Origin of the sequence: Bacillus mexicanus, from assembly GCF_050445615.1 — a bacterium.
Lineage (GTDB): Bacteria > Bacillota > Bacilli > Bacillales > Bacillaceae > Bacillus > Bacillus mexicanus.
Genome location: NZ_JBCEYV010000005.1, coordinates 13,379 through 26,249, shown reverse-complemented (window position 1 = coordinate 26,249; position 12,871 = coordinate 13,379). Strand labels below are relative to the sequence as shown.

Here is a 12,871-nt window from a genome sequence, read left to right as displayed (position 1 = left end):
AGTGTCAAAAGCCGTTTACACTGCATCCGCCGGAACCAGAAAGCTCAAAGCTTCAACAATTAGACCTCACCGCTTTACCTTTCAAATTGTCGTGAATTCCTTAAAGAACCTTGGCATTGCAAACAGGTGCTTAAACGTTTTTGTCTGGATTCCTCCTGAATAAAAAAAGTCCCGAGTGCTGTTCACTCAGGACTTTTCACTGCATAGCTCTTATACAAGCTTTTGGCCGCAGTTCGGGCAAAAATTGGCTTCACCGCTTTTTGTTCCGCAGTTCGGACAGAAATTCGGTTTACTTCCGCTTCCTGTTGGCTGTGAGCCTGATGACTGCGCCTGCTGATTTTGATTCATTTGATTCATCATCTGATTGGCCATATTCATTCCCATCATCATTCCAGCCATATCCGAAGCTGCTCCGCCTCCGCTCATCTTTCCGGATGCCATCCCATCCGTCATAGAAATTTGCTGGTATTTGTTCATATCCCCAACCATACCGTAGGAAGCGTTCTTCGTAATCATATCCTGAACCTCTTGAGGATAATTAAAGCTCATGATTTGAAAACCAGTAATTGTCATCCCGTCGCCGACTAACTGCATATCTAAGTCTTCTTGAATTCCCTTCGCGATGTCAAAAGAATTGGCTTGCAGATTAAACATATCCTTTCCTTCTCTTGTGATCCACTTCATCAGAAGCTGATCAAGAATAGAAGTCATTCGGGTTTTAATATCCTCTACAAAATATTGATCCTTCACACCAGCGATTTTATCAATCAGACTGATATAGTCCTGAACCTTAAAATTAAATGTACCATTCGCGCGAATTGGCATCCCGCCGGGCATTCCCGCTGCCGGAATATTTATCGCCTGCTTTGTTCCCCATCTCACGGTAAATTCCTTCGTATTGACAAACAGCACCTCGGCGCGCATGCCGCTGTTAAACCCAAACTTAAAGCCCTTTAACGTTGAGAGAAACGGAATAATCTCAGATTCAATATCATAGTCGCCGTCATCTTGAAAAACCCCTTCAACCCTGCCATTGCTCAAAAAGACAGCATCCTGTCCGGGACGGATAATTAATCGGCTCCCTTTTTTGATTTCACGATTGTTCCATTTATAAAAAATCATATCATCTCTAAATTCTTCCCACTCTACTACATTCGCTAATTGGTTTCTGAAAAACGACATGATACCTCTCCCTTTACTCTATTTTCTTCCTTTAGAATTTGCCGCGGCTGCCGCTGTATGACGTGCCGCCTTTCGTAACCCCGCCATTGCCGCTGTCTTTATCTGATGGTTTTCTTTCTCTTGTTACAGTTGTTCTGATATAAGTATCATATTGATCAATCACATCAGACGTACGAGAATCCATATATGTATCTCCATTAACGGTTACCTTTCCGCCTGCTTGATAAAGCATGATTGAAACCGCGATCCCTCCGACTGCGATTGCTGCAATCAGCTGAAACCACCAAGCAAAGAATATGTTATCGGGGTTGATACCCGGTTTTATTCCCATATCTTTATAGGAAAGCTGAATATAAGTCTGAAAAGCTTTGAAATAATCTTCATTTGATAAATCAGAAGAAATCGTATTTCTAATGCTGTTCAGCCTGCTGTTGTCCAAATACTGCTCAGCTTTTTTGTAGCCAGAAATGAATACATCTCTATTCGTCATATCAATCGTTAAAATGGCGGTGCTGCCTTTTCCGTAACGATCATAAAAATCTGTGGCATAATCAGCAATATCTTTCCCGTTTGTGCTTTTTGTCGTAATAATGATGAAATCAGTGTCCCTCTTTGCACCCAGCTCAGCCGAGAGAGATTCGAGTTTTCCGATTTCTGCTTTTGATAATAGATGGGCATGGTCATACACATGCTGCTGTGATTCAGAAGCTCTCGCCGCACCCATCCCCAGTACCGGCATCATGATGAAAACAGCCAGCACAACAAGAATCGCTTTCCCGAAAAATCCCCGCATCAAAATCCACCTCCCATCATCAATGAGACAAGCTTCAACGCAAGAAATGTCCCGCCTGCTATGCCACTAAACCACGCCGCCACTTTTCCTGAACTGATCGGCGGCTTTCCGACAACCTTGCCTGTTTGCCCGTTCATCGCAAAAGTATGCTCTGCTCTTTCATAATCATAGCTGACCATCCAAACAGGAAGCAGAACGTAAAAGCTGTTCACATTTTTCGTGTGAATATGTTTGTCTCTCACATTGACTGACGTATATCCGGAAAAAGTAGAATGTATGTATGAATCTATATAACTGCTAATTTTCTCTTTTGCCCTCGGAAAAAGCTCCTCATCGGTATAATTGTACTTTTCCGCAATATAACCGGCCAAATATGCCGTTTGAAAGTCCTTCAGCTCATCATATGAATAAGGCTCCAACTTGTCCATTAATTCGTCTTTCATTTTTTCAGAGGCATCGACAGGAATTTTTAAGTAATCGAGATTGATATCACGAAACGCTTCGAAATGCTCTGTTTCCGTGCAAATATAATCCCCTTCTTCATACCGGTGGACTCTCGTACAGTTCGCTCTTACCTGCACTTCACTATTTAAATCAAACATCCAAAACGGAATGTACATGCCTGTGATGCTTTTGATACGATCAGCCGACATGAATCCTCTGGGTGTCAAAAGCCCTTTTTTGCACCACTTTCGAAATGCCTGTTCCGCTTCTTGTTTACTGATTGTAAATGGAATGACCTTCGCCGGCGCCAAATGTCCTGATAAACGATCGGCAAGTATAGCAGCACCTCCGCAGAAGCTGCACGTCGTCGCTGTCGTTTCAGCTTCCGTAATTAAAACAGCACCGCAGTTTTCACATTGATATTCTTTCGCTTCCTCTTCAGAAAACTGTGTCGCAATATTTTCTTTCGGAAGGCTTTCAATATTGTCCTGTCTTCCGCAGCTGCCGCAGGATAACGCGCCGGATTCGCTGTCAAATGCCATATCACTGCCGCAGTTCGGACACTTATAAGAAATTATCATAACCGTTCCCTTTCACATCTTGATAAAATGGTGCCGCAGCCGAAAGCTGCGGCCTCCTCTATATTATTTATCGAGCAGTATTTTCGCTTTTAAAGCCGCAAGTTCATCATCTACCTGACTTGAACCGGCAGTATCATACTTTGCAGTCAGATCATCCATATCATCCTGCGGAGCACTGTTCAGTTCTGCCATTGCATGGGCCTGATCAAGCGCCTTATTTACATTGTCCTCCATTCTACCAAATGCGGACATTGATTGGTTTGTACCAGCAACAGACGCGCCCAGCTTGTTCATTTTTTCTTGCGTTTTCGCCACTGCCCACTTCGCCTTGATCGCATTTTTGCGCGCTTCCAGCTCCCCAATGTCAGAAACCAGTTTGTCATGCATCTTTCTCATTTGTGCAGCATTGGTTTCAGCCATTTGATTCGCCGTCTGCAGCTCAGCAAGCCTTGCCCCCAAAGATGTTTTTCTTTCAAGAAATGTTCTCGCATCGCCCTCATTCCCCGCTTGCAGCGCCTTCACCGCATAGCTTTCCATCTTTTCCATATCTGCCCGGCATTCACGTAATTCTCTTTTCGCCCTTTGCTCCTCAGCCATAACAGCAGCGGTTTCTGACTTAACCTTAGACAGATCGTTATTCATGTTTCTTACATACTGATCTGCCATTTTCTCTGGGTTTTCAGCCTTGTCCAACAAAGCATTGATATTCGCCGACATAATATCTTTGAATCTCGTCATTATACTCATCATGTAGTTCCTCCGCTATTTCGTTAAACTTCTTACTACATATACTATTTATTATCGTTAAAAGTTTCGTTTTTTTAATAAAAAATGACATTTCAAATGAAAATATATAACTTTTTACCTGAATATAAAGAAGGATGCTTCCCAAAGTCCAAAAACTTTTAGGAAGCATCCTTGATGGTTGAAACTTCATGGCGGGCGGTGTGTCAATTGCTCTGATTTTTATGTAATAAGAGCGCCACTTTATTATCTTAACTCGTCATCCAAAGGTACAATGATTTCATCTAATGTCTTTTTCCACTGGCGCTTCAGTTTTGGACCGTATTTCAATGGCTTTACATCAGGATGTACGGCTTTATACTTATCAAATTGTTTACTGTTGATGATTTCCCCGAGATGCGGAATAGAATCTGTCCCTATCACATATTGAACTGCAGATAAATGAAGTTCATCCTCTGACACAAACCATGTGTTCGCAAATTCATGAATCGCTTTGTCTCGTGCTTTCGTGAAGAAGCTTCGTTTCACGACAAGAATATCTTCCTCTTCATCTACGTTTTTCGTATCAATGGCATTTAACATCTCACGGTATACATCTTTTACAATGTCTGATTTATCCAGTTTTTGAAGGGCGCTTTCGATCTCATCACGGATATTTTGGTTATTGGCCGAGTACGTTTCTAATAGTCGATCAATATACGTTGAATCAATATCATAGATTTTCACTGCATTTTCTCCATAAAATTCAATGTCTGAAAAATCCGGCTCGGGGCCATCTTGACCCTCTTCATCTATAAGTGACCCTTTAATCGTGTGATAGATACCAATAAATTCTTCTAGCGTTCCCACCTGTTCTTGAAGTGCTGCTGATTTCTCCATATCATCATTGTAATCATCATATGTCACTAACGCTTCGTAAGAATTGTTTAGCTCTTGAAATGTTTTCACGAACTCAATTCGGGTTTCAAGAGATGTGTGCTCATCAATATCCGTTGGGTTGGGAATTAACGTCGTTAGTGCTTTGTGAGCTTTTTTAAAGCGTTTCTTCGATTCATCATACGTTGGATATACCAGACTAGATTCCTCTTGTGCATGGGAATATAACTTCGTCGCATTCTTTACGTTTTGTTCCATTGTAAAAGGTTTACGGAATGTCACAATTAATCCTTTTGTCTTTCCTGGATATGTACGATTGGTCCTAGAAAAAGCTTGAATCAAATTGGCATAACTTAAATTCCGATCCACAAATAACGTTTGAATCGTTGGGGCATCAAAACCAGTCAATAACCGATCGACTACAATGACTAGGTCAATTTGTTTGCCAAATTCTTTGAATTCCCCTTTTTTACGAGCCAAGCGATTGTTAATATCACCATTATATCGTTCAATATCTTCTATCGACCAAGCAGTGCGATAGTAATCATTATAATCCTTAATAATCTCCATCATTTCATCGTGAGTTTGCTTGGAATTTTCCTCGTTTTCTTGCATTGAATACGTAATTGCAATACGGGGAAAGTCAGGATCTTCAATTGTACGACCTGTTCGGATTGGATGTCCCGCAAACTCATTTGTCAGCCAATTCGTATCCTTCGTCATTTCTTTAATGGCCTGATAGTAACGTTTCGCCATATCAATGGAACTCGTTGTTAAAATAGCTGATTTTTGCGGGCGTCCGTTTTGAAAATCAAATTTAATATAGGCATTATCCGGCCTGAAAATCTTATGAATGACTTTTTGAATATGTTCATCATTCTCGAACGAAGATGGTTCAAGATATGCTTCTTTTTCGATTCCATCCATTTGATCAATCATATCGTTGATTTCATCATCACTACAATTGGCGTATTTTTCTTGATGACGCAGCTGTTCGAAAATATGATTATTTAATGAAGTGAGGTCAATTGTATCTTCATGCTCTACTTGAAACCCTAAAACAGCACCATCGTCTAACGCATTCTTAATCGTATACGTGTGCAAAACGTCTCCATATTGGTCACGAGTAGTGCGAGCTAATCGGCCCTTCGCTTGCTTTTTATTTTCATTAAATATCGGTGTCCCTGTAAATCCAAACCATGTTGAATTTGGAAAGAACCCTTTAATGGCTTCCATGCCTTCTGAACTTAACGCACGATGACATTCATCCACGACAAAGACAATATGCTGCCCCAGCAGTTTCTTAAAGCGCTGAGTTCCTTTTTGCTCCTCTTGCCTTTGGGCATAACGCAAGGAAGCCTCCAGTTTTTGGCGAGTGGTAATGATCACTGTATTCGAATTGGTATCAGACAATAGAGTTTGACTTAGCTCCTTTGCGCTCCCAGTTCCGACAATCAAACTATTCGATTTAGCATGACCAGAAGAAATCCCCGTGTTAAACTCAGACGCAAATTTAGTAAATTCAGTCGTCGTTTGGTTATCTAAGTCTTTTCGGTCAATGAGCATAATCGTGCGGTCCACACCTGTTTTGCGGGCTAATAACTTTGTGGACACAAAACTTGTCAATGTTTTTCCTGAACCGGTCGCATGCCAAACATAGCCGGATTGATGTTTCATGGCAGATGTAAACAAAGCTTGGATCGCATGAATTTGATACGGTTTTAATACTATTATCGCTTTGTTGTCTTGATCCTCACTTATAATTGTATAATCGGCAATCAATCGATGGGCATCTGGAATATTTAAAACTCGTTTCACAAATTCATAAAGATTTTCTACTTTTTGATTATCCTTTGTCCGCCAGCTAAAGATCAATTTTTTATGCATATCTTTTGGCAGCGCATTGGCAAAATAGCGAGTCGTTTGTTCGTTGGAAATGACAAATAACTGCAGGGTGGAAAAGATATTATTTCGAAACATTCCTTCTTCTGCATATTTCTTAATTTGATGATAGGCTTGAAATACACCGTCTTTTGCACTTGCCTGCTTTAATTCAATTTGAACAATAGGTAATCCATTGATGAGAAGTGTCACGTCAAATCGGCGATCACGTCCATCAACATTTGTCTTTTGTTTCGCAATCTGATGAACGACTTCGTATGTAGAAATACCGCCGCCAATATCTTGATTGGAATACAGCACCAACGACATGGAACCTAATGAAACGTCTTCACGTTCAATCGTAATCCGAGCAATTCCATTTTCCCCTTTGAGCCATTTAGCAGCATCAAAGGGTGTCTGCGTTTTCGATAACAACTCTGTCTTTATCGAATCGAATTCTTTATCAGTCATTGGATATTCCCCAATTTCTGATAAATTATTTTGCGTAATCTTGTGCCGCAAGTTCTTCCATAAGTCTTCTTCCGACTTTAAATCCGGCCGATAATTCCACTGATTATGCCCTTCCCCTAACACTTCAATCAGGCGGCGCTCTACCTCTGCTTCATCTTTATGTTGGATCGTTGCCATGATTCTCCCCCTCTTTATTCACTAGACAAACATCTTTTGTAGGAAAGCTTTTTTCGTTTCTTTTAAGGCATCTACTTCGCGTTGGTGAAGGGCGATGAGGTGATCAAGATGGGCGAACAAATCACCTATTTTAGATTGTTCCTTCTTTTCTGGAACAACGATTTGCGTTCCTAGTATCTCATCTTTATTAACAAATTTTGTGGCATTTCCCGTCGTTACTTTTTCAAAATAACGTTGACTTTTTAATCTTTGCAACTGTAATTGAATAAATCTTGAATTTGCTTCATTGCTCGGTTTCATTTTCAGAATATTCCAAGCGACCAAAAATTCTTTACTGTCAGTTACAACAGCACTCGGGCCAATTGTTCCTATATTCGCAAAAAGAATATCATCTACATCTGGGACATATTTAGGAAAATATTCTGAATATCGATCTTTGTCTAAATAACGAGCATCATCAAAAGAGATTGTTCCACTTGTAATATGTTTTGATTGCAATACCTTTACTCCACTATCTGAATACTCAACTTTGTCACCAGCAGTATTAATACCTTGATATGCACTCTCGAGAAGGTCCTTCAACTTCCGCTGTTCCCAATCTCCAGTAAACCCCGGGAACCGAACCTCGGGCACAGACTCCCCTTCTTTTGGAAACATTTTTTGCAAGAATCCCTGTTTTGTTTGTTTGAGGGTGGTTAGTTCTTGCTGATGAAGAGCTATCATATCGTCTAGTTGTTTGAAGAAATCTCCTATATCAGTTTGTTCTTCTTTTGATATTGGAACATTAATTTCAATCTGAGCTAAATCATTTGAATTAATTGCAGGATAACTAGTACCTGTACATCTATCAAGAACGTTTGAAACAAACCTCTCTTCTTGTAGTCTATTTAATAGAAAATAACTATCCACATATGGACGCATCTGTGCATAACCCGTTGAAAAAACATAATTATCATATGGTAAGTCAAAAAGATAATTATTTTTTTGATATGGTCTTACCATTTGATAAAATACGTCTCCTTGTTTAGCTAGTCTTTGGGCTCTTGAAGGCGCTGTCTCTTTCTGTTCCATACGATGTGAAATTAAGTTTGTTCCTACAACAGATTCTAAATCAACATACTCAAAATTTTCAGGAATTTTTGATTTTGGATTAAATTCTGCTACTTCCCCCAACTTACGCTCTTCCCACTCTCCACTAAACCCCTCAAATCTCACTTCTGGTACTCGCTTATTTTCCACGATGAAACACCTCTAACGCACCCTTGATCCAGTCAGCATTCTCTTCATCATATTGCAGCGAAGAAATCATGTCATATAGGCTAGATTCTAGTTCCTCTTTTTCTTTTCGAATATCTTTAATGGTTGAGCCAATTGCAGCCATATCCACAGGCTCTTCTTCTTCAAACGTATCGACATATCGAGGGATATTCAAATTGAAATCATTCTCTTTGATTTCCTCGAATGGTGCAACGTGGGCATATTTCTCGACATCTTCTCGTTTTTGATACGTTTCGACAATTTTATCTATATGTTCTTTGGAAAGTTTATTTTGGTTCTTTCCTTTTACGAACTCTTTACTTGCATCAATAAACAACACATCACGGGTACTGCGATTTTTCTTCAAGATGATAACTGTTGTTGGAATCGATGTACCAAAGAATAAGTTACTTGGCATACCGATCACGGCATCAATACTGCCGTCTTCTAATAATTTCTTGCGGATCACACCTTCTGCCGCGCCACGGAACAGGACGCCATGCGGTAAGACGATCGCCATCGTTCCTGAATCTTTCAAATGGTAGAACCCATGTAAAAGAAAAGCAAAGTCGGCTTTTGATTTTGGCGCCAACTTGCCGTAACGATTGAAACGAGAATCATCTAAAAATGTAGCGTCTGCAGACCATTTTGCAGAGTAGGGTGGATTCATCAAAACAGAATCAAACGTATATGGCTCATCTGTCGGCCAATCTTTGTTTAATGTATCTCCATTGCGTAACCGCATATCTTCTTTATTTACACCATGCAAGATTAAGTTCATTTTCGCTAGGTTAAACGTCGTTGTGTTTAGCTCTTGCCCATGATATTTAATACTATCTGGATGGTGAATGTAGTTACGAATATTCAACATTAAAGAACCAGAACCCATTGTTGGATCAAATACGCTAAACAACTTTTTATCTTCTTGACCGATTGCGGCAATACGTGCCATCATGTCTGATACTTGATGAGGTGTATAAAATTCTCCTGCTTTCTTCCCTGCCTCTGAAGCAAATTGGCTAATTAAGTACTCATAAGCATCTCCGATCACATCTCCACTATGCCCTACCACATCGACACCATTTAGTTTTTTCAGTACTTCTGTGATCGTAATGTTTCGCTGTGGGGCATCCGATCCCAGTTTTTTTGATGACAAATCCACATCATCAAACAACCCGTTAAATTGGTCATATTTCGTAGACAAATCAATAAAAGCTTTATTCAAGTGAGTCAACTGGAACGTATTTTGTTCCGCTTGTTTCGCTAATACATTGAATAAATGATTTGGTTCAATATCATAGCCCAATGTATCGACTAACGTCTCAATCAAATCATTTTTGATCTCTTCATCCGCCAACAAGTCGCGGTACAATTGTGTTTGTTTTTCTTGTGTGTTGTATTCTTCTAACGATTCATCAGCCATTTCAACAACTTTTTCTAATAACTTATCAGATAAGTATTTATAAAAAATCAATCCTAATAAGTAGTTTTTGTATTCTGATGCATCCATTTTGCTGCGCAAGCTGTCTGCGGCACTAAATAATTTTGAGTGTAATTCAGCCATCGTTATATGTTCCTCACTTTTTTTATTGTTGGTCTAATCTCTTTAACGCTTCTAAATACAGTTGCTCTTCAAGTTCTGCTTGTTTCTTCACCAAAGCTTGCCGCTTTCTCAAACAGAAATAAGCATTTCCAATCATCCGTTGTTTCTCAATACTTGGTAAGTCGATCTCCAATTCTTTTAAAATTGCAGGAGTCAATTTTGGCACAGTACTTCCTTGCATGGAAATCGCCATTTGCTTTTTCATAGTGTGCGACTCATTTAATGCATAACATAAATATCGACGATCCAACTCATGATGTTCAATCAAAAGTTTCGCAAAGTTTTGGTTGATGACTTTTCCTTGATGTATGTCACTCACGATTCCAGCCTTGGAACTGACAAAGCTGAACACAACATCTCCAGCACTGCTCAAATAGCTTTCTTGATGCTTTGCATGTCCAACACCAAGACTGTCTAGAAACGAGCCATCTAAATCATTTATTAAATCCTCATATGTATAAGCAACTAATGTTGGATCATTTTTCTCATGTCCTCTAGAAAGATTTCTCCCTATTTTAACCGTTACAATCTCTTCAAGTCGCATATCCCGCCCTCTTCGGATGTATTTTTTAGAAATTACTTAACGTTGTTTCCATTGAATCCTATCATTTCAAACATACTCCGTCAACTTCTTTTTGCGTACTTTTTAAGAATTACTCGAATAATGCTGACTAGCAAGATTTTCTCGACAGCCTGATGATTCTAATAGAATGTATATTCTTTTTCATTAATAGCGGTTCTATTTACATTTTGCCTTCTACCTATAAATGTCTTCTGTATCCATTCATCAACTGCAACAGTTTAACGGCATCGATGTTCTCAAAAGAGAGATTCTAATAGGTCAATTAGCACAGGTCAAATTGATCTTTTCACACTTTTGAATCACATAGCTGTCTATTTCTTCATTTTCCCATGGTAAAATCTTGTTGGAGCTATTCAAACGAAAGGATATGATCATGAAAGTATTTGAAGCCAAAACACTGCTTTCGGAAGCAGATAAACGCGCAAAGGAATACAAAGAATTAAGAAGTCAAATGGTCAATCTACAGAAAGCCTTTAAAGCTGTAGCTAATTTAGATGACAGTGAGTTTTCCGGAAAAGGCGCTGACAATATCAAAGCATTTTACCAAGACCACGCAGGTGTAGCTGACAATTGGATTGACTTACTTGATATGAAAATTGCTTTCTTAACAAGCATTTCAGGCACTTTAGAGGACGCCAGCTTGTCTGATGCATATATAGAAGAATCCTTCTTAGAACATGAGTTGGCCAACGCCTACACAAAATCAAAATCCATTATGTCTGAACAAAAGAAAGCGATGAAAGATATCTTACATGATATCGACGATATTCTTCCGCTTGATTTATTCTCGACAGAAACCTTCAAAGACGAACTCGCCGATGCGGAGAACCAACGCAAAAAAACAGTCAATAAAGTAGGCAGTGTTGACGAAGCACTTGTTTCTGAATATGCCCAGTCAGAGCCAAACGAGCAATTCATCAAGAAGGACTTTCAAAAGCTTGAGGACTCTACTGGCAAAGGCAAAAACGCTACCCCCATCCACTACAACGCTAAGGCGTACCGTGAAAGTGACATACATAAGAAAAAAGGCGACATCTCGAAACAGACTGAAGCCTATTTGAAGATTAAGAAAGATGAAGCGAAAGAGCGAGAAATCAAGGATTTAAAGAAGAAGCTAGCTGACGGGGTGACGGATCCCGATGAATACTTAGACATTGCCAAGAAGGTCGGATATGAGAACCTTACCCTCGAACAGCTCCAGTACGCAGTGCAGCTTGAACAAGCACAACAGCTGAAGGCCGTCGGTGAAAGTATCATCAATGCCGGCAAGACAGTAATAGATTTCGTTGAAGGAGTTGATGATGGTATTGACGATGTGATTGACGATACCTTTTATGGCCTCAAAGACTTGGCTGTGGGCGCATGGGAATATTCACAGCTCCCTACCGAACTAAAGCTCACAAAAACAATTTCAACAGTTTTGAGCGTGCCCTCTTATTCAAAAATCATCTGGACAAACCTCGTCGACTCATGGAATGATAAAATGGTAAATGGTGATGCATACGAAAAAGGGCATTATATCAGCTATGCAGTCGGTAATATCGTTGGCCCGAAAGGTGCGGGTGCCGCGGTGCAGACCACTTCCAAGCTTTCTAAAGTAGGTAAAGTGGTTGAAGGTGGAACAGCCGCTGCTCATGTCAATAAAGGAATAAACAAAGGCAAAGCTTACATCAATTCTATTATTAGAAATAAGAATGATCTTGCACTTGTGGGGATTGCACAAGACATCGAGAATACGTATAACGCAAAAAATACTCCTCTCCTAAAAAGTATGATTGAAGATAAAAAAGAGAGTGTTCTCAGAAGATCTGAACGTTCTAACAATAAGGGTACGGGTAATGGTGTGAATTATGGAAAGTATTCAACAAATATTGATGATAAGGTAAAAGTAATTGAAAAAGTAGATTTACCTGATTGGATAAGGGAGTCATTTACTGATAGTAATTATAGGACTGTGATTACGGAAGAAGATATTACTTTCTACAGAACTTATGGTGGTGGAGCAAAAGCGAATGGTTCATTTGTAACTACTCGTCCAGCTGGTAATAGAATAAATGCGAAAATAGATACTGCATTAGTTCCGGATTGGAAAAATACTAGAGAGTTTGAAGCAATAATAGAAGTTCCTAAAGGACAAATTTTAAATATAGGTAGAGTAGAAAAACAATATACAAAAACAGGTGCTTTACTAGAAGGTGATGCTGACCAAATACTTCTACCACAAGGGTGGCCATCCGAATGGATAAAAGATATAAGAAAAGTTCCGAGTAAATAGGAGG

Annotated in this window: 9 protein-coding genes; 1 reads left to right on the top strand and 8 read right to left on the bottom strand. The window is 39.6% G+C overall.

Going from position 1 to position 12,871, the window contains the following annotated elements; genetic code table 11:
* Window positions 1-210 precede the first annotated feature (210 nt).
* The 8 genes from AAGG74_RS21495 to AAGG74_RS21460 all read right to left on the bottom strand — a co-directional run bounded on the left by AAGG74_RS21495 (window position 211) and on the right by AAGG74_RS21460 (window position 10,553).
* Complete coding sequence (locus AAGG74_RS21495) at window positions 211-1,182, bottom strand: SPFH domain-containing protein (RefSeq protein ID WP_162104291.1); 972 nt, start codon at window positions 1,180-1,182, stop codon at window positions 211-213.
* A gap of 31 nt (window positions 1,183-1,213) precedes the next feature.
* Window positions 1,214-1,975: a TPM domain-containing protein gene (locus tag AAGG74_RS21490; protein WP_429677162.1), complete on the bottom strand. Its 762-nt coding sequence runs from the start codon at window positions 1,973-1,975 to the stop codon at window positions 1,214-1,216.
* Entirely contained in the window at window positions 1,975-3,000 is a 1,026-nt protein-coding gene (locus AAGG74_RS21485) for a TFIIB-type zinc ribbon-containing protein (protein WP_429677161.1), read from the bottom strand. The genes AAGG74_RS21490 and AAGG74_RS21485 overlap by 1 nt, the downstream gene beginning before the upstream one ends.
* 63 nt (window positions 3,001-3,063) lie before the next feature.
* The gene (locus AAGG74_RS21480) at window positions 3,064-3,747 is read right to left on the bottom strand and encodes a PspA/IM30 family protein (RefSeq protein WP_429677294.1); all 684 of its coding nucleotides are present in this window, start codon (window positions 3,745-3,747) and stop codon (window positions 3,064-3,066) included.
* Between the two features lie 243 nt (window positions 3,748-3,990).
* Window positions 3,991-7,149 (bottom strand): type I restriction endonuclease subunit R, encoded by a 3,159-nt coding sequence (locus tag AAGG74_RS21475; protein ID WP_429677160.1) that lies wholly within the window; start codon window positions 7,147-7,149, stop codon window positions 3,991-3,993.
* A 21-nt stretch (window positions 7,150-7,170) separates the two neighbouring features.
* Window positions 7,171-8,388 (bottom strand): restriction endonuclease subunit S, encoded by a 1,218-nt coding sequence (locus AAGG74_RS21470; protein WP_429677159.1) that lies wholly within the window; start codon window positions 8,386-8,388, stop codon window positions 7,171-7,173.
* Window positions 8,378-9,970: a type I restriction-modification system subunit M gene (locus tag AAGG74_RS21465; protein WP_429677158.1), complete on the bottom strand. Its 1,593-nt coding sequence runs from the start codon at window positions 9,968-9,970 to the stop codon at window positions 8,378-8,380. The genes AAGG74_RS21470 and AAGG74_RS21465 overlap by 11 nt, the downstream gene beginning before the upstream one ends.
* A gap of 22 nt (window positions 9,971-9,992) precedes the next feature.
* Window positions 9,993-10,553, bottom strand: a complete 561-nt coding sequence (locus tag AAGG74_RS21460) for a restriction endonuclease subunit S (protein ID WP_429677157.1) — start codon at window positions 10,551-10,553, stop codon at window positions 9,993-9,995.
* A gap of 412 nt (window positions 10,554-10,965) precedes the next feature.
* On the opposite strand from AAGG74_RS21460, the gene AAGG74_RS21455 reads away from it, so the two are divergent.
* Complete coding sequence (locus tag AAGG74_RS21455; RefSeq protein ID WP_429677156.1) at window positions 10,966-12,867, top strand: ribonuclease YeeF family protein; 1,902 nt, start codon at window positions 10,966-10,968, stop codon at window positions 12,865-12,867.
* The last annotated feature ends 4 nt before the right edge of the window (window positions 12,868-12,871 follow it).

Excerpts from the sequence above, each read along its gene's own strand:
- AAGG74_RS21495 (WP_162104291.1), bottom strand. The coding sequence starts at position 1,182 with ATGTCGTTTTTCAGAAACCAATTAGCGAATGTAGTAGAGTGGGAAGAA.
- AAGG74_RS21480 (WP_429677294.1), bottom strand. The coding sequence starts at position 3,747 with ATGAGTATAATGACGAGATTCAAAGATATTATGTCGGCGAATATCAAT.
- AAGG74_RS21475 (WP_429677160.1), bottom strand. The coding sequence starts at position 7,149 with ATGGCAACGATCCAACATAAAGATGAAGCAGAGGTAGAGCGCCGCCTG.
- AAGG74_RS21485 (WP_429677161.1), bottom strand. The coding sequence starts at position 3,000 with ATGATAATTTCTTATAAGTGTCCGAACTGCGGCAGTGATATGGCATTT.
- AAGG74_RS21490 (WP_429677162.1), bottom strand. The coding sequence starts at position 1,975 with ATGCGGGGATTTTTCGGGAAAGCGATTCTTGTTGTGCTGGCTGTTTTC.
- AAGG74_RS21465 (WP_429677158.1), bottom strand. The coding sequence starts at position 9,970 with ATGGCTGAATTACACTCAAAATTATTTAGTGCCGCAGACAGCTTGCGC.
- AAGG74_RS21460 (WP_429677157.1), bottom strand. The coding sequence starts at position 10,553 with ATGCGACTTGAAGAGATTGTAACGGTTAAAATAGGGAGAAATCTTTCT.
- AAGG74_RS21455 (WP_429677156.1), top strand. The coding sequence starts at position 10,966 with ATGAAAGTATTTGAAGCCAAAACACTGCTTTCGGAAGCAGATAAACGC.